This window comes from Bradyrhizobium sp. USDA 3650, from assembly GCF_054057395.1.
On sequence record NZ_JBSRZG010000001.1, the window covers coordinates 6,057,048 to 6,074,424 of the forward strand.

General features: G+C 63.5%; 16 protein-coding genes and 1 tRNA gene. 7 read left to right on the top strand and 10 right to left on the bottom strand.

Annotation, left to right across the window (positions count from 1 at the left end; genetic code table 11):
• Positions 1-112: 112 nt before the first annotated feature.
• The 9 genes from ACVIN2_RS28455 to ACVIN2_RS28495 all read right to left on the bottom strand — a co-directional run bounded on the left by ACVIN2_RS28455 (position 113) and on the right by ACVIN2_RS28495 (position 9,941).
• On the bottom strand, positions 113-1,261 hold the full coding sequence (locus ACVIN2_RS28455) for a M20 family metallopeptidase (protein ID WP_456768109.1): 1,149 nt from the start codon (positions 1,259-1,261) through the stop codon (positions 113-115).
• 337 nt (positions 1,262-1,598) lie between these two features.
• On the bottom strand, positions 1,599-2,984 hold the full coding sequence (flbD, locus tag ACVIN2_RS28460; RefSeq protein ID WP_456768110.1) for a sigma-54-dependent transcriptional regulator FlbD: 1,386 nt from the start codon (positions 2,982-2,984) through the stop codon (positions 1,599-1,601).
• A gap of 44 nt (positions 2,985-3,028) precedes the next feature.
• Positions 3,029-3,379, bottom strand: a complete 351-nt coding sequence (gene fliN, locus ACVIN2_RS28465; RefSeq protein WP_007596160.1) for a flagellar motor switch protein FliN — start codon at positions 3,377-3,379, stop codon at positions 3,029-3,031.
• A 3-nt stretch (positions 3,380-3,382) separates the two neighbouring features.
• Positions 3,383-4,003, bottom strand: coding sequence for a FliH/SctL family protein (locus tag ACVIN2_RS28470; protein ID WP_219681649.1), 621 nt, complete (start codon positions 4,001-4,003; stop codon positions 3,383-3,385).
• Positions 4,003-5,094 carry a flagellar motor switch protein FliG gene (gene fliG, locus ACVIN2_RS28475; protein WP_456768111.1) on the bottom strand — a complete coding sequence of 364 codons (1,092 nt, stop codon included), beginning with the start codon at positions 5,092-5,094 and terminating at the stop codon, positions 4,003-4,005. The genes ACVIN2_RS28470 and fliG overlap by 1 nt, the downstream gene beginning before the upstream one ends.
• Positions 5,095-5,111: 17 nt before the next feature.
• Positions 5,112-6,719, bottom strand: a complete 1,608-nt coding sequence (fliF, locus tag ACVIN2_RS28480) for a flagellar basal-body MS-ring/collar protein FliF (protein ID WP_456768112.1) — start codon at positions 6,717-6,719, stop codon at positions 5,112-5,114.
• A 192-nt stretch (positions 6,720-6,911) separates the two neighbouring features.
• Positions 6,912-7,187 (bottom strand): CtrA inhibitor SciP, encoded by a 276-nt coding sequence (gene sciP, locus ACVIN2_RS28485; RefSeq protein ID WP_002714638.1) that lies wholly within the window; start codon positions 7,185-7,187, stop codon positions 6,912-6,914.
• Between the two features lie 407 nt (positions 7,188-7,594).
• Entirely contained in the window at positions 7,595-8,302 is a 708-nt protein-coding gene (locus ACVIN2_RS28490; RefSeq protein ID WP_456768113.1) for a flagellar hook assembly protein FlgD, read from the bottom strand.
• Positions 8,303-8,315: 13 nt separating this feature from the next.
• Positions 8,316-9,941: a flagellar hook-length control protein FliK gene (locus ACVIN2_RS28495; RefSeq protein ID WP_456768114.1), complete on the bottom strand. Its 1,626-nt coding sequence runs from the start codon at positions 9,939-9,941 to the stop codon at positions 8,316-8,318.
• Positions 9,942-10,291: 350 nt separating this feature from the next.
• Here ACVIN2_RS28495 and mnmA point away from each other — a divergent pair, with 350 nt between their 5' ends.
• From mnmA to ACVIN2_RS28515, 4 genes are all read left to right on the top strand, one after another.
• Positions 10,292-11,473 carry a tRNA 2-thiouridine(34) synthase MnmA gene (gene mnmA, locus ACVIN2_RS28500; RefSeq protein WP_456768115.1) on the top strand — a complete coding sequence of 394 codons (1,182 nt, stop codon included), beginning with the start codon at positions 10,292-10,294 and terminating at the stop codon, positions 11,471-11,473.
• Positions 11,474-11,493: 20 nt separating this feature from the next.
• A complete protein-coding gene (locus ACVIN2_RS28505; RefSeq protein ID WP_456768116.1) occupies positions 11,494-12,132 on the top strand; it encodes a class I SAM-dependent methyltransferase in 639 nt (212 codons plus the stop codon).
• A 44-nt stretch (positions 12,133-12,176) separates the two neighbouring features.
• Positions 12,177-12,533, top strand: a complete 357-nt coding sequence (locus ACVIN2_RS28510) for a hypothetical protein (RefSeq protein ID WP_007596151.1) — start codon at positions 12,177-12,179, stop codon at positions 12,531-12,533.
• 239 nt (positions 12,534-12,772) lie between these two features.
• Positions 12,773-12,849, top strand: a tRNA-Met gene (locus ACVIN2_RS28515).
• Positions 12,850-12,982: 133 nt separating this feature from the next.
• Here ACVIN2_RS28515 and ACVIN2_RS28520 read toward each other — a convergent pair.
• On the bottom strand, positions 12,983-13,309 hold the full coding sequence (locus ACVIN2_RS28520) for a DNA-binding protein (RefSeq protein ID WP_456768117.1): 327 nt from the start codon (positions 13,307-13,309) through the stop codon (positions 12,983-12,985).
• 165 nt (positions 13,310-13,474) lie between these two features.
• Here ACVIN2_RS28520 and ACVIN2_RS28525 point away from each other — a divergent pair, with 165 nt between their 5' ends.
• The 3 genes from ACVIN2_RS28525 (at position 13,475) to ACVIN2_RS28535 (ending at position 17,028) form a co-directional block, all read left to right on the top strand.
• On the top strand, positions 13,475-14,503 hold the full coding sequence (locus ACVIN2_RS28525; RefSeq protein ID WP_456768118.1) for a hypothetical protein: 1,029 nt from the start codon (positions 13,475-13,477) through the stop codon (positions 14,501-14,503).
• 1,044 nt (positions 14,504-15,547) lie between these two features.
• Positions 15,548-16,285 (top strand): LssY C-terminal domain-containing protein, encoded by a 738-nt coding sequence (locus ACVIN2_RS28530; protein ID WP_456768119.1) that lies wholly within the window; start codon positions 15,548-15,550, stop codon positions 16,283-16,285.
• Positions 16,273-17,028: a bestrophin-like domain gene (locus ACVIN2_RS28535; RefSeq protein WP_456768120.1), complete on the top strand. Its 756-nt coding sequence runs from the start codon at positions 16,273-16,275 to the stop codon at positions 17,026-17,028. The genes ACVIN2_RS28530 and ACVIN2_RS28535 overlap by 13 nt, the downstream gene beginning before the upstream one ends.
• Positions 17,029-17,377: the final 349 nt, after the last annotated feature.

Here is a 17,377-nt window from a genome sequence, read left to right on the forward strand (position 1 = left end):
CTCTCTCCTCGTCATGGCCGGGCTTGACCCGGCCATCCACGCTTAGCCGTGATTCCCAGAGAGACGTGGATGCCCGGGACAAGCCCGGGCATGACGGCGGAATGCGTGGCGACTACCCCCGCAAGATCGCCAGCGCCAGCGCCTGCGCGCGCGGCACGATGCTGTCGAGCTCGAGATATTCCTCCGGCGTGTGTGCGAGCCCGCCGACCGGTCCGAGCCCGCAGATGGTCGGCGTCCCGACCGCGGCGGTGAAGCCGGAATCGGCGCAGCCGCCGGAGAACTCGCCTTGAAGCGTGGTGAGACCGGCCTGCCTTGCGGCGGCCTGATAGTTCTCGAACAGCGCCTTTGAATCGGCGCTCTGCACCACCGGCACGAACTCGCCCTTGATCGTCAGCGTCGCGCTGGTGCCGGGAACGTAGGACGTCGCGATGATGGTCTCGATCGCGGCCATCACCCTCGCGCGATCGGCGGGATCGACATAACGCAGGTCGATCTGCCCTTCCGCGTAAGGCGCCGTGGTGTTGACGGACTGCCCGCCCGAGACGAGGCCGACATTGAGCGTGATACCCTTGTCGAGATCGGTCAGCGCGTGGATATGCACGATCTTGTGCGCGAGCTCGCCGATCGCGCTGACGCCGGCGGCGAAATTGGCGCCGGAATGCGCGGCTTTGCCGGTGATGGCGAAATGCATGAAGATGCCGCCCTTGCGTCCCGTGACGATATTGCCGGTCGGGCGGCCCGGCTCGGAATTGAACACGGCGCGCGCGGCGCGTCCTTCGCGCTCGATCACCGGCCGCGAGGAGGGCGAGCCGATCTCTTCGTCCGAGGTAATCAGCAGCTTGATCGGGTGCGGGTTGCCGCCGAATTTGTGGAAGGCGGTTGCCACGAACATGTTCATGACGACGCCGGACTTCATGTCGGCAACACCAGGACCATAGGCGCGCTTGTCTTGAATCGTGAACGGACGCCGTCCGGCCTCGCCCTTGCCGAACACGGTGTCGCGATGTCCCATCAACAGCACCGGCTTCTCGTTGCTGCCGGGCTTTGCCACCTCGGCGTGGATCGCATCGCCGAAAGTGCCGTGGCTTTCGCGCCGGAACGGAATGCCATGCTCGGCAAAATGCTTCTCGAACCGCGCCCCGACCGCATCGACGCCTTCCTTGTCATAGGATCCGGAATCGATGTTCACGACATCGCGCAGCAGATCGATCATCGCCTGCCGCTGCGTCGCCAGCCAGTCCGTGATTTGAGCTTGAGACATGTTTATCCTCGCGTGGTTCTCACGCGGGTTTATAGGGCCTTGCAGGGGCTTGACCTAGTCGGAGAACGCGGTGCGGCCATGTTGCGGTCTGCGGGTTTGACGCACGCTGCCTCCCCAACGTCGTCCTGGCGAAAGCCAGGACCCATACCGCGGAATCTGTCGACGGAGGGTGATAGGAGTACCGAACGACGAATCTTCGCCAAACTCTTCCCTGGGGTAATGGGTCCTGGCTTTCGCCAGGACGACATTGAGAGTCATGGGGGTTGTCTGCACTTCATCAATAAAAATGCCCGGGACCAGCCCGGGCATTCGCAGTGTCAATGTTTGGCAGGAGCCCCTACGCCCCCACCATCGGCATCCTCGGATATTCACCCGGGGTGCCGGCTGGCGTGATCGGAATGCCGCCGTCGGAATATTCGTTGAGCTTGTTGCGCAGCGTCCGGATCGAGATGCCCAGGATATTGGCGGCATGGGTCCGGTTGCCGAGGCAGTGCTTCAGCGTCTCCAGGATCAGGTCGCGCTCCACATCGGCGACGGTGCGGCCGACCAGGGCCCGCGTCACCTGCTCGGCGGCCATCGTGGCATGCGCCACGGCCGGCACGGTTTTGGCGAGGTCGAGGCGGTCGCCGTCGGGCGTGAGGATCGCATCGGCGCCGATCTCGTCGCCCTGCGCCATCAGGACCGAACGGTGCATGGTGTTTTCGAGTTCGCGGACGTTGCCCTGCCAACGGTTGGTGGAGAGCACGCGGCGCGCTTCCGCCGAGATCGGGCGCACCGGCACGCCGTTGGCTTCGGCGTATTTCTTCACGAAGTGCTGGGCGAGCTCGAGAATGTCGGCGGGACGGTCGCGCAGCGGCGGGATCTTCAGATTCACGACGTTGAGTCGGAACAAGAGGTCCTCGCGGAACGTGCCCTCGCGCACCGCGTCCACCAGGTTGCGGTTCGAGGTCGCGATGATGCGGATGTCCACCGGGACGGGCTTGGTGCCGCCGACACGGTCGATCACGCGCTCCTGGATGGCGCGGAGCAGTTTCGATTGCAGGCGGACGTCCATCTCCGAGATTTCGTCGAGCAGCAGCGTGCCGCCGGTTGCTTCCTCGAATTTGCCGATGCGGCGGGCGATTGCGCCGGTGAAGGCGCCCTTCTCGTGGCCGAACAGCTCGGACTCCAGCAGATGCTCGGGGATGGCCGCGCAGTTGATCGAGATGAACGGGCGCTTGGCCCGTGCCGAGCGGGTGTGGACGTAGCGGGCCAGCACTTCCTTGCCTGTCCCGGACTCGCCGGTGATCATCACCGAGGCGTCCGAGCCCGCGATCTGCTGCGCGAGCTTGATCACCTTGGCCATTGCCTCGTCGCGATAGACCAGCTCGCGGGAATCGTTGGCGACGGCAGCCAGCACCGCTGCGATCAGTTCCGGGTCCGGCGGCAGCGGGATGTATTCCTTGGCGCCGGCATGGATCGCGGCAACCGCGGCGCGGGCGTCGTTGGTGATGCCGCAGGCGACGATCGGGGCGTGGATGTGCTCGGCCTCCAGACGCATCACGAGGTCGCGGATGTCGAGGGCGACGTCCACCAGCAGCAGGTCGGCGCCCTTGCCGCCGCGCAGCACGCGCATCGCCTGTTCGTTATCCTCGGCGTGGGTCACGGTGGCGCCGTTCGCCATCGCGATCTTGGTGGCGGTGGTGAGCTGGCCCTTCAATGTGCCAACGATGAGAAGCCGCATGTCAGTCTCCTGTCCGTCTGGTCGCGCTGCCGCGCGTCGTCGCTTTAGGCGCGTTCAGTCTTGATGATTTCAGTCATGGTCACGCCGAGCTTGTCCTCCACCAGGACGACTTCGCCGCGGGCGACCAGCTTGTTGTTGACGTAGATGTCGATGGCCTCGCCGACGCGCCGGTCGAGTTCGAGCACGGTCCCGGGTCCGAGCTTCAACAGCTCGCTGACGTCCATCTTGGAGCGGCCGAGCACGGCCGAGACCTGCACCGGCACGTCGAATACGGCCTCGAGGTCGGCGGCGGCGCGCGTCGCATATTCGTCCTCGTTGTAGCCGACGTCGGTGCCGGTAGGCGGCATCGGGCCATTGAGATCGGGCAGCGGGACCTGTCCGTCAGTGTCGCTCATGGTTTAACTCCCCCTGCGGGACGCAACGTAGCGCCCCACCATTTCGTCGATCTTGGCCGCGATGGCGGCGCGCTCCAGCACGACGCCGCCATCGGCCCATTCGATCCGGCAGTCGCCGGTGGCAATCTCGGGCTCGGCCAGAATCACTAGCCGGCCTTCAAAGCCGTTCTGCCTGGCCAGCCGCTCGATGTTCTCGCGCGCGGAATCGTAGAGCGCGTCGTTGATGCGGACGACGAGATGCGGCGTCGCAACCAGATGCGAGAAGCAGTCCTTGACCAGCGCGACGATCTCGCCGAGCGGCTCGGCGGCGACCAGATCGGCGCACAGCTTGCGCGCCACCGCGACCGCGACGTCGACCGCCTCGGTCTCCATCTTGGATTCGATGTTGCCGATGCCCGAAGCGATGCCCCGGATCGCGATGTTGATCTCTTCCATGGCGAGCGCGACACGGCGGTCGCTCTCGGCCTTGGCCTCGCGCTGGCCGGCGGCGAAGCCGTCCTGATAAGCGCGCGCCTCGGCTTCCGCGACCTTCTGGGCGATCTCGGCCGCGGTTGCAGCCTTCTCACGCGTCCGGTCGGGCGCGGCGAAGTCGTTGTCGAACAGGAATTTTGCCGGGGCGGCCATCAATACACCAGCTCGTCGTCGGCGCGGTTCTTGGTCAGCATGATCTCGCCCTTGGCGGCGAGGTCCTTGGCGAGGTTGACCAGCAACGCCTGGGCCTCATCGACGTCGCGCAGGCGGACCGGACCCATCGCCGCCATGTCGTCCTGGAGCATTTTGGCCGCACGCGAGGACATGTTGCCGAAGAAGAAGTTGCGGACGTCCTCGTTGGCGCTCTTGAGCGCGACGCCGAGCTTGTCCTTGTCGACGTTGCGCATCAGGGTCTGGGCGGAGCCGGAATCCAGCTTCACGAGGTCGTCGAAGGTGAACATCAGCGCCTTGATGCGCTCGGCCGATTCGCGGTTGTCCTCTTCCAGCGAGGTGATGAAGCGGGTTTCGGTCTGGCGGTCGAAATTGTTGAAGATTTCCGCCATCACCTCGTGGGCGTCGCGTCGGCGGGTCTGTGACAGGTTAGACATGAATTCGGTGCGCAGCGTCTTCTCCACGCTCTCGATCACCTCCTTCTGCACCGCCTCCATCTTCAGCATGCGGTTGACGACGTCGAGCGCGAGATCCTCGGGGAAGATGCCGAGCACGCGCGCGGCGTGTTCCGGCTTCAGCTTCGACAGCACGACCGCGATGGTCTGCGGATATTCGTTCTTGAGATAGTTGGCGAGCACCTCTTCCTGCACGTTGGAGAGCTTCTCCCACATGTTACGGCCGGCGGGGCCGCGGATTTCGTCCATGATGCCGTTGACGCGCTCGGGGGCCAAATATTGCTGGAGCAGCCGCTCGGTGGCGTCGAAATTGCCCATCAGCGCGCCGGAGGCCGACATCCGCGAGACGAATTCGAGCAGCATGTCCTCCACGGTGTCGACCTCGACGGTGCCGAGCGTCGACATTTCCAGCGAGAGCTGCCGCACCTCGTCGTCGTCGAGCAAGCCCCAGATCTTGCCGCCATATTGCTCGCCGAGCGCCAGCATCAGGATCGCGGCGCGCTTCGGCCCCGCCACCGCTTCGGTCTTCGCGCCCCCGCGGCTGCCGGCACGCTGGCCGAGCGTAGAGATCACACTGGTGATGTCGTTGGAATTGGCGTTTTGCAGGGCGGCGGCCATATCAGATCACTTCTCGATTATTTCGTGGGTTCGGTCAGCCATTGGCGGATGATGGCGACGGTCTCGTTGGGATTGCGCTCGGCGAGTTCGCCGACGCGATGGACGGATTGGGCATGGACCTGGCCCTGGACGGTGGCGACGTCGATCGCGCTCGCAGCGCCGCTCGGCAGGAGCGGCTGGCTGGCGGGCGCGGCCTCGTCGCTCGCCGGACCGGTGAGGACGCCGGAGATGGCGGCCGCGACTTCGTCGGATGCCAGGATGCGCTTGACCAGCGGCCGGATGACCAGGAACAGCACGACCAAACCGAGCAGCATCATCACGCCAAGCTCGACGAAGTACATGACGTCGTCCTTGGTGAACTGGAGCATGCCGAGCAAGCCGCTCGGCTCCGCGATCGGGGTGGTGGAGGGGGCGTCGGCAAAGCGCAGATTGACGACCTCGACCTGGTCGCCGCGCTTCTGGTCGAAGCCGATCGCCGAGCGCACCAGCGTGGCGATGCGGTCGAGCTGCTCCTTGGTGCGGTCCTGGTAGGCCAGATCGCCCTTCTCGTTCTTGGAGTAGATGCCGTCGACCAGCACCGCGACCGAGATGCGGTTGACCCGGCCGGCCTCGGTCACCTCGGTCTTGGTGGTGCGGGAGATCTCGTAATTGTTGGTCTCTTCGCTCTTCTTGCTCTGGTCCTTGGCCGCGACGCCGCCGTTCTGCTGGTTGCCCGGCAACTCGTTGTTGACGGTGACCTGGCCGTTGTTGTCGGCGGTCATGCTCTGCTCTTCGCGGGTCTGGCTCGAGCGCAGCACGCGGCCTTCGGGGTCGTACTTGTCCGAGGTCTGGGTGATCTTGTTGAAGTCGAAATCGGCGGAGAGCTGGACCCGGGCGCGTCCCGTCCCCACCACGGAGGAGACGATGTCCTCGACCTGCTTGCGCATCCGCTTCTCGAAGGCGGTGCGGCGCTCGTCGCCCATCGCCTGCTCCGGATCGGTCTGGGCGCCGTCGGCGAGCAGCTGCCCGGTCTCGTCGACGATCGAGACCCGCTGCGGCTTCAGCCCGTTCACGGCCGAGGCGACGAGATGGCGGATGGCGCGGATCTGCTGGGCTTCCAGCGCGCCGCGGACCCGCACCACGATCGAGGCCGACGGCTCCGGCGCCTCGCGCGAGAACAGCGGGCGCTCGGGCAGCACCAGATGGACGCGGGCGGCCTGGATGCGGTCGATGGCGCGGATGGTGCGGGCGAGCTCGCCTTCCAGCGCGCGGAGATGGTTGATGTTCTGGACGAAAGAGGTGGTGCCGAGTGCATCCGACTTGTCGAACACCTCGTACCCGACGCCGCCACCCTTGGGCAGGCCGCCCTCGGCGAGCTTCATCCGCAGGCGGGTGACCTTGTCCTTGGGCACCATGATGATGGTGCCCTCGTTGCGCAGCTCGAACTGGATGCCCTGGCGCTCCAGGTCCTTGATGATGCCCGAGGAGTCCTCGACGCTGAGGTCGGTGAACAGCGTCGTCATCTGCGGCGTGGTGACGCGCATGATGACGAACGCAAAGAAGCCGACGAGCGCGGCGGTGACCGCGATCATCGCCCCGAACCGGGCGGCTCCAATACCCTTCAGAAAGTCCGCAAGACCTTGCAAGCAACCGCCCCGACAGATTCGGCTGCTTTCACAGGAAAGGCCGACTGGGCAATTATTGCCTAGGTGATGGTTTCGATATGGTTAACGAAGGTTAAGAGCTGCGACAAAAGTCGCGCCAAAACGAAACATGAAAAAAATCGGCCTCGCAAGGCGAGGCCGATTTTCGTCAAAAGCCGCAGATTTCCGGATTGCCTACTGGCGATATTGCTGGATACGGGTGGTGCGAAGTCCCGCCAGACCATGCTGGTCGATCGAAAACTGCCAGGAGAGGAATTCGTCAACCGTCAGGGTATAACGGCTGCAGGCCTCCTCGAGGGAGAGAAGACCGCCACGGACTGCGGCGACGACCTCGGCCTTGCGGCGGATGACCCAGCGTTTGGTGCCGGGTGCAGGCAGATCCGCAATCGTCAACGGACTACCGTCCGGCCCGATGACGTATTTTACCCTCGGGCGATGGGGTTCTGTCATGGCGTACTCACAAACTCTCAACCACTGAACTCACTCAGGAACCGTACGCCCGCCGGCTTAAAAATCCGCTAAGCCTAAGGCTTCAATACAATTCTCGTTGAAAATGGCTGGAACGCAGCCGTCTCGACCGGCGGGACGGTGCGTCCAGGCGGGCCGAGGGGGTGTTCGTAAATACTTTACTAACGAACGAGGCCTGCGCAGGCGTCGCAAGGCCCTCAACTGTCGTCCCGGCGAAGGCCGGGACCCATAACCACAGGGAGGAGTTTGGCGAAGGCCCGCAGTTCGGAGGTCTTCGCGGTACTGCTACCTGCGTCTCACTGGTAGATCACGCGGTATGGTTCCCGGCCCCCGTGCGCAATTGCGCACTAGGCCGGGACGACACTGTTTGTGTGGCGAATACCCAGCCTTTAATTACTAGCCGTCGCGATGATGCTCTTGACCTGGCTCAGGGTGTAGCTGGCGCCGTCGATGGTCAGCAGCGGCGGCGACTGGGTCAGATCGACGGACGACACCGTGCCCTGCACCTGCGCGGCGATGCCGACATTGTTGTTGGCGACATCCTTGCCCGTGGCCGAGATCGTGTACTTGCCGTCGGGCCATTGCGTGCCGTCATTGCCCTGACCGTTCCAGGTGAACGGAACGTCGGTGCCCGCGCCGGCGGTGTATTTGCCGGTGAACACGGTCTGGCCGCTGGCATTGGCGACGGTGATGTCGACGGTGGCGTCGCTGGGCACGTTGAGATGCCAGGTTGCCGACGAGTTCGTCATGCTTGCGGTCGTGCCGTCGACCAGGGCGGTCTTGCCGACGAAGCCGAGCGCCTGGGTCGCCTGCGTGGTCTGTTGCAGGGTGACGAGCTGGGACAGCGAGTCGTTGGTCTTGAGCTGCTGCTCGACGCCGGCGAACTGCACCAGCTGCTGCGTGAACTGGTTGGTGTCGAGCGGATCGAGCGGGTTCTGGTTCTGCAGCTGCGTCGTCAGCAGCGTCAGGAAGGTCTGGAAGTTGCCGGCCAGCGTCGCGCCGGTGCTCGAGCCCAGGCTCGGGTTCGACGAGGATTTCGGCAGGTCGGTCGTGCCGGAGACGACGGAGGGGGCGGTGGCGGCATTCGTGGTGGTCATGATCGAATACTCCTCACACTCTGATGTCGACGCCGCTGCTCGATCCGAGCATGCGGCCGTAGCTGCGCCCGACCGGGGCCGCGGGAACTGCGTCCTCGTCGCTGACGATCAGCCGGCGGGCATTGCCGCCATTGTCGTTGTTCTGGCCGGAGTTCTGGCCCGACGAGTTCTGGTCGCGCAGGCTGAAGGACAGCCCGTTGCTGCCGGTCTTGAGGCCGGCATCGTCGAGCGCGCGCTGCAATTGCGGCGCGTCCTGCCGCAGCATCTGCAGCGTCTCCGGCTTCTCGACGGTGAGATGCGAGGTGACCTGGCCGTTGCGGTCGACATTGATGCGGACGTCGATGCGGCCGAGGTCGAGCGGATCGAGGCTGATGTCGAACCGGGTCTTGCCCGCGCGCGCGGCGGCGACAATTTCGATCGGCACGCCGGTGATCGGAATGGCCGTATTTGTGGCCGCGGTCGCCGTGAGCGTCGCGGTCGAAGCGGTCGCGGCCGAACTCGTATTGGTCAGCGGCGCTTGAATGGCGGAGGCCGCCTGCGCGCTAGCGTCGGTGGTGGGGACAGCGGACGGCGTGCCCGCATGGGCATGCGGTGTTGCCGTCGCCGGTGCGGCATCGGCGGTGCGGTCGGAGGTCCCAGCCTTGGTGTCGGCCGCGTTCGCGTCGATCGGCGGCTTGTCGGCTTGCGGATGCGCCGCGGTGGCGGACGCTGCCGTCGCCGAGGGCTGCGCGGCGTTCGTCTTGCCGGTGTCCTGGCCGATATTGGAGACGTCGCTCGCGCCTTGCGCAATGGCTGCGGCCTTGAACGAGGTTTTTGGCGTGCCCTGGTCGACCGCGGCGATCAGGCCGCCATTGGTCTTCGCGTCGGTCGCGGTCGAATCGGTCGTGCCGGTCGCGGCATCTGCCAGCGTCGCCGAAGTGTCGGCATCGACCTTGGCGCTTGCGGTCTTGGCGCTCTTGTCGCCCGGCGTCGCGGTATCGGTCTTGGTGCCGGCGATCTGCGCCGCGATGGATGCGCTGGCGGCGATGCCGGCGGCGGCAATCATCAGCGGCGAGGAGGTGGGTCCGGCGGCCTGGTTCGCAGCCGCGTTCGGATCGACCGGCACGGCGACCACGAGTGCGTTTGGATCGGGCACGGCCGCCTGCGTCGCGTCAATCTGCGCCGCTGCGACGGCGGCGGCGAGGCCATCGGTGCCGTCGGCTTTGTCCCCCTTGGTCTCGTCGGACTTGTCCGCAGACTTGTCGGCCGATTTGGCGTCGGACGCCTTCGGCTTGTCCTTGGTCTTGCTATCAGCCTTGGCCGCATCAGCCGTCGAGTCGTTCTTGGCGTCGTTCCTGGCGTCGTTTTTGGCGGACGCGGAATTGTCGGCGTCGTCGCTGGCCTTGCTCTGCGAGGACTGGTCGCTCGCCGCGCGATCGCGCGGGCTCTTGTCCGAGGCGGAGGACGACGAATCGGTCCGGCGCGGGGTATCCTGCACGGAGGGCGCCGCGCTGTCGCTGATCGCCTGGGTGTTGCTGTCCACCAGCGAGCCGAAGGAATCGTTGGCGGAGCTCTCTTTCGGCGCTTGCGACCGGGCAGGCTTTTGCTGCGCGCTTGGGACTTGCACGCTTGCCACGACATCTGACGTACGACCGACCACAGGCAACCCCTTGGAAACATCTTCGATATGAGAGGTAGCAAGGAGCGGGCCATCCTTGCGCGATGGAGTTTTATCTAGATAAATCAATATCTTGGTGAATCGACGCCCCCGCCGCGGGGCCTCCCAAAGCCCCGCCATTTCTGCCTCCCCGGCAAGAATTGCCGTAAACCTTGCGGGGTCCATGATTGCTTCACCGGAAGGCGGCCTATATTAAAGAGACAGCTCTCAGCCGCTTTCGACCGGGCAAGGCCGCGCCATTCGGGAACTCTCAGTTCCCGCGGGTCGCTTTTGTCCCGCCGGAAGCACCCAGCGGATCGCCCAACGCCGCCGTCCACAACGCTTTAAGGCCCATGCTCAACAGTCTGGATCTCGAAGGCCGTCCTGAGGATACCAGGGTCGTCGTTGCCATGTCCGGCGGCGTCGATTCATCGACGACGGCTGCGCTGTTGAAGGCGGAGGGCTACGACGTCGTCGGCATCACGCTGCAGCTCTATGATCATGGTGCGGCCACCCATCGCAAGGGCGCCTGCTGCGCCGGCCAGGACATCCACGACGCCCGCGACGTCGCGGCCAAGCTCGGCATTCCCCATTACGTGCTCGACTACGAGGACCGCTTTCGCGAATCCGTCATCGACAATTTCGCCGACAGCTACGCGCTCGGCGAGACGCCGGTGCCGTGCATCGAGTGCAACCGCTCGGTCAAGTTTCGCGACCTCTTGAAGACCGCGCGCGAACTCGGCGCCACCGCGCTCGCCACCGGCCATTACGTCGCCTCGCGCCGCCGCGACGATGGCTCGCGCGCGCTGGTGTGTGCCGCCGACGCCGATCGCGACCAGAGCTACTTTCTGTTCGCGACCACGCAGGAGCAGCTCGATTATCTGCGCTTTCCGCTCGGCGACATGACCAAGCCCGAGACGCGCGAGCTGGCGCGGCGCTTCGGTCTTGCCGTTGCCGACAAGCATGACAGCCAGGACATCTGCTTCGTGCCCACCGGCCGCTACACCGACATCATCACCCGCCTGCGGCCGAACGCGATGGACCCCGGCGACATCGTCGATCTCGACGGCCGCGTGCTCGGCCGGCACAACGGCATCGCCAATTTCACCATCGGCCAGCGCCGCGGCCTCGGCATCGCAGCCGCCGCGCCGCTGTTCGTGGTGCGGCTGGAGGCCGCCAACCGCCGCGTCGTCGTCGGCCCGCGCGAGGCGCTGAAGATGCACCGCATCGTGTTGCGCGACGTCAACTGGATCGGCGATGGCGACATCGACCGCGCCATCGGCAATGGCCTCGAAATGTTCGTGCGCGTGCGCTCGACCCGCGCGCCTCAGCCGGCGTGGCTGCGCGGCGCGAACGGCCATTACGAGGTCGAGCTCGTCGCCGGCGAAGAGGGCGTTTCGCCGGGACAGGCCTGCGTGTTTTACGACGCACCTGGCGGCCAGTCCCGCGTGCTCGGCGGCGGCTTCATTCAAAGCGCCGCCGCGAAGGCCGCAAGCAGCACGACGAGGCCGCTCGCAGAAGCGGTCCGCGGCTAAAAAAATATAGGGCAGGGGGCATGGCAGCAGACATCTCGCGGGCCGGGGTCGAGAAGGCCTATGGCCGCTGGGCGCCGGTCTACGATCTCGTGTTCGGCAAGGTGTTCGACGCCGGAAGGCAGTCGACCATCGCCGAGGCCGATCGCATCGGCGGCCGCATCCTTGACGTCGGCGTCGGCACCGGGCTTTCGCTCTCCGACTATGCGCGCACCACGAAGATCTGCGGCGTCGACATCTCCGAGCCGATGCTGCGCAAGGCGCAATCGCGCGTGCGGAGCTTGCGGCTCTCCAATGTCGAAGTGCTCTCGGTGATGGACGCGAAAAACCTCGCCTTCCCCGAAAACTTCTTCGACGCGGTGGTCGCCCAATATGTCATCACCGCGGTGCCCGATCCCGAAGGCACGCTCGACGAGTTCGTGCGCGTCCTGAAGCCCGGCGGCGAGCTGATCCTGGTCAACCACATCGGCGCGGAAAAGGGTTTGCGCAAACTGTCCGAGCTGGCGTTTGCCCCGCTCGCCCGCCGTCTCGGCTGGCGCCCGGAGTTTCCATGGGAGCGCCTGGTCAACTGGGCCGCGAAACACGGCGGCGTTACGCTCGCCGAGCGCCGCCCGATGCCGCCGATGGGGCACTTTTCGCTGATCCGCTACCTCAAATCGTGATCGGGGGCGCGGAACACGCGGGCGGACCCGCGCGTTTCCCTCCCATGCGCACGACATCGAACATCATTCTGGCCAGCCTCCTGATCGCCGCCTCCGGCAGCGCGATCGCGCAGGCCCCGCCCGCCCCGGCGACGCCGCCGCAACAAACCGCGCCGCCATCCCCGCAGCACGCCACCAATTGCACGCCGCAGGATCGCCCGAACCGCTCAGCCGATGGCACCACCACCGGCCAGTCCCGGGAACCGCTCGGCGACAAATTGGCAAAATCGGACGGCGTGCTGTGCCCGCCCTCCGGCGTCGACCCCGAGATGCACGCCCCGGCGCCCAGCACGAACGGCGCCATGCCCGTCATCCCGCCCCCCGGCAGCCCCGGCGGCGACCCGACGGTCCGGCCGAAATAGCAGATAGTCGCGCATCCGCGCTTCTTCGCCTCTCCCCGCCTGCGGGGAGAGGCCGGAATCCGCGCGACGCGCGGATTCCGGGTGAGGGGGACTCTCCGCGAGTCCGGTGCCGAGTGGCGCGATTTCCCCGCCAAATCGGCCGAACAGAAGCCGGTGACCTTAGCTTGACAGCCCGCCGCCCCCTTCCTTATATGCCGCGCGTTCGCGAGATCGGCCTGTTTCGGCCCTCGCGACCCTGTGGCGGGGTAGCTCAGCTGGTTAGAGCACGGGAATCATAATCCTGGGGTCGGGGGTTCGAGTCCCTCTCCCGCTACCATATTCCCGATAAATCCCTGAAATTCCTCGGACTTGCCTGATCGCTGTTGCGCATCAGGGATGTATCAATGATACAGGCGCGCGAACCCCTCAGCAATGGCCACAAGGTCGATCGGGTTTCTAACGTTAATCCGTTAGATGGTCGTCGCGGCGATCGAGTTCTCGTCGCCGTTAACGTGCTTGTGGGTCGGGTCGCTGTTAGCCTTGGGCGGGCGACCGCGCTGCGGCTGCTGCTGCCTAGCCTTGTCGGCTGCAGCGTGCAGCTTGCTAACGAAGTCGCCACTTTCGGCTTCCGACGTGACGTGATCGATCAGCGCGTTCACGTCGTGGCGGTCGCGCAGGAACGTCCACCCGGCCGCCATGACCGCCTGTCCCACATCCCGCGGCAACGCGGTTTGCGCGACCTCGAGCGCCTGCCTCGCGGCCTCGACCGAGGCCGTATAGCCCTGGATCGGGGGCATTTAACTTCTCCTTTCGCTAGATGATGCGGGCCTTATGGCCCGTGGCCTAGATGTCTGCACCTCCGTGGCCGGTTTCAAGAGACGCTTCGTCTCACGTCTCGGGTTGCCTCTTGCGGTCAGGACGTGTCTCGTTGGTCAACGCATCGACCAACGCGGAGGTGACCCATGTTTACCGAGCCTGTCCGGAGCGATGAAACGATCGCCCGATACGAGATCGACGCCACCAAGTTCCTCGGCCAATACTGCCGGGAGCACCCGGCCGACGTCTGCCACGCGCCCTATGAGAGCCGCGTAACCATGTGCGCCAACTGGTTTCTGGAGAGCGATGGCAGGTGGTCGGATAGTTATATCCGGGGTATCGCCGCCGCTCTAAGCCAGCGCGTGGAGATGTTTGTAAGGATGGATCTCATCAGCGACCACCCGGAGCCGGAAAAATCGCTGCTCTGGCGTCTGAAAAATGATCGGCCTCAGTCGATCAAGAAGGCCAAGAAGTCCAAAGAGGCCAAGGCGAAGGCGCACAAAAAGAAAGTCGCCGCCGAGAGAAAGGAGCGGAAAGCACCTCGTAAATCGATTCCGGTGCGGGAATTGCGTGCCCTCCTTCAATATTTTCGCGACCAGGCCGACGGGTTTTCGCTGTGGATCGCTGGATATATTCTGGTGGCCTCGCGTCTCGGCTGGCGGCCCGGCGAAATCGTTACGCTCCGGCGGGAGGGAAATTTCCTGCGTGCTCGCGCTGAAAAACATACCAACGGACGCGGTTTGACCGACACCTGCGAGGTCGACATCAGCGCTTACCCGAAACGGCTGATCGACCGGCTCGATCAATGGATCGCGGAAATCGAAAAATGGGACGAGAGATATGGTGGACTATGGCACGTTCTAAGCATCATGAACGAGCGTCTCGCAACGGCATCCGATGCAACCGGGATCGAACGGGTTTGCACCTATACTTTTCGCCATTTTGCAATCGCATGCATGAAGCGGAGCGGTTTCTCCAAATCGGAGATCGCGGTCATCGTAAATCATGCGAGCAGTCGCACGGCTACCGAAAAGTACGGCAAGGCTCGCGATGGAATTAAACGAGCGAAGAAGATCCTGCGCTTCAATGAAAAGAGATTATTATTGGTGCGTGATCCGCCGCGAAAGTCCCTCAAAGACTTGCAGCAAGAGCAATTGTTGCGGCTCCCTACATAGGATTGTTGCACCTTGGCGCTCTCCAAGCTGGGAATAATCTGAATGTTAATTCTCGTGCGGCGTCTCTGGGGTACACACCGGTGTCGCGAACCTTCGCCGGCCTCTTTCGGGGATGCCTATTTTACGGGTTTTTCGGGTGTCCGCGGTTCTTGGTCGAGAATCCCTCCCTCTTCGCCAGTTTAATTCGCCCTATCCGCCACTTTTGGATCCCCAAAACCTCAGAAAACAACGTCTCCGGCCTGCCAGAGTGTGCAAGTGTCGAAGCGTGTATCCCGCAATGTAGTCCGCAAAGTAGTCCACGAGGGAAGTGTATCCGTGCGCCCGTCACGCCGGCCCAGAGGGGCGGGGCGAGCACCGACCTATCTGGTATGTCGGCTTTCCACGTATTTCTTCCAGATTCGACCCCCCTCAAACCTTGCAGCCGGCCTGCCGTCATGCGCTCCTATTCGGGTGCGACTTGGGGTGCTTCCGCATCGCGAGGCGCAGCGGCGGGCGTCTTGGTGTCAATCGGCTTGCAAATTTTGCAGGCCGAATGACACACATGCGAAGTCAATCAAGCACTTGAGACGTTGATCGGCGTCCGGACCCCATGCCGATTAACATATCGCGACCTCGCAAGCGCAAAAAGATTTGTGCTTCGCGAAGTGAACTGATCGCCGGGATTCCCTTCGAACCATTGCCGATGCGGGTGTCGCCGACGCAGAGGGAGACGCCGTCATCCGCGTGACGAAACAGGCCAGCGTCCCTCGATTCTTGGATGGTTCTGGCCGTTTTTGCATAGTCTGCACATTGGTCGCTATTTAGAAGGGTAACGTCAGCTCGCCATATTGGGGCGGTGATGCTTGCTTACTGGCACCCCATGTCGCCGCAGAAGCTCTGTCTTTGAAAGGCCGCGGGGAACAGTTGGATGAATTTGTCTGCAAGAGGTCGACGATGGCTCATTGGTCTCGGGGCCACTGCAATCGCCTATGTCTTGCTCGCTTATGTCCTGGCGCCAACATTGTGGACCCACCATGAGCACGAACCCGGTCTTGCAATATGTCCATGGTGACACGTACCGCTGACGGAATTCCGGGCGATGCGCTCAATGTGGGGTTGGTCGGGGACAAGGAAGACATCACCCGCGCGATGCACGCTGCCGAATGGTTTCCCGCAGACGCGATTACCTTGCGGACAAGCATCGACATCATTGGCAGCGTCGTATTCGATCGACCGTACCACGACGCGCCGGTCAGCCCGCTTTTTTACGATGGAAAAAAGCAAGAGCTCGCGTTCGAAAAACCAATTGGTACCAGTGCTGATCGCCGACACCATGTTCGCTTATGGCAGGTCCTTGAAAAGGGAGCGAGTGACCGACCGGTTTGGCTCGGATCGATAACGTTCGACCGGGGAGTTGGGCTCAGCCACGACACCGGGCAGGTCACCCATCACATCGGCCCAGATATTGACGCCGAACGCGACTTGCTGATGCATGACTTGCGCGCTGCTGGTATGGTCGAGGCTTTTTTCACGATATCAGGAATAGGGCCAACCTTGTTTGCGCGGAATGGCGAGGGCGATCCTTACTATACCGATGGAGAAATCGACGTCGCACGTCTTGTCGTCGATGGCACCAAGAGAACCGATCCGCCAGTAACTCTGCCAGCACCACCGCTGATCGCTCTCAAGGATCGGGTCTGGCACAGCGTCAGTTCCGTCATCGCGCAAGATAAATCCGTTGCTCTACAAGAATCATCCCTTGCCCGTCCGTACGAAGAGACAGGCCATTCATGGAAAGCCTGACACATTATCCCGTACTGGTATTCGCAGTGGCTTTTGTGTCGCTGTCACTTGCGTCATTGACAAGCGCCCGGCTGCGCAGGCGCCATTCTATCATGACCGACGAGCAGAAGGACGATTTGAGCCTCGTCCTTGCAGCATCCCTGACGCTGCTGGCCTTGATTATTGGCTTCAGCTTTTCGATGGCGACCAACCGTTACGATCAACGCAAAAATTTCGAGGAGGCGGAAGCCAATGCGATCGGAACCGAGTATTTGCGTGCCGACTTTCTGCCACCGGCAGATGCTGCAAGGGTGCGGGCGCTTCTGAGCGATTACACAAAGCAACGGATTCTGTTCTTTATCAATGCCGATGACGCGCAGCGAACACGAATAGACGAACGGATTGGTCAAGAGGAGGCCGACCTCTGGGCTGCAGTCCGAGGACCGGCTGCGGCTCTTCCGGGGCCCGTTTCCTCCCTTGTGCTCGCCGGCATGAACGACGTTATCAATTCGCAAGGCTATACTCAGGCGGCTTACTGGAACCGGATTCCCAAAGCCGCCTGGTATTTGCTGGCGGCCATTGCGCTGTGCTGCAACGTACTGTTCGGCTATCGGATGCAGACCACGGGCAAGCTCGCTCTCGTACTGCCCCTGGTCGTTTCGATTTCCCTGCTCCTGATTGCCGACATCGATGCGCCGCGGCATGGGTTAATACACGTCAGTCCGCAGAATCTGGAAAGCTTGTCGAAATCGTTCGGGCGTTGACGTATTTCACCCCCCCAATGCGACGGCGGCTTGGGATGCTGACAATCACCGCAGGCATTCTTTCTTTATGCCGGAATCGCATAGCCTCTGTTCGACTCTTCGGGCGTATATCGGCGCAGAGACCAACAACGCGCCCGCGGAGATAATTCCCATGACCAGGCGTAGCAAGCTCATCACACTTTCCGTCTTTGCAGCGATGCTCCCGGCATTCGCTTCAGCCGAGGCCCCTCGCCGCCCGCTCGGGACGGCTCACGATGCGTACCGCAGACCATTGCCGGGCGTCAGCAGGAAGAGCCAATTCATCATGCGACAGGATTTGTTCGACCGTCAGAATCCAACCAACCTGCGA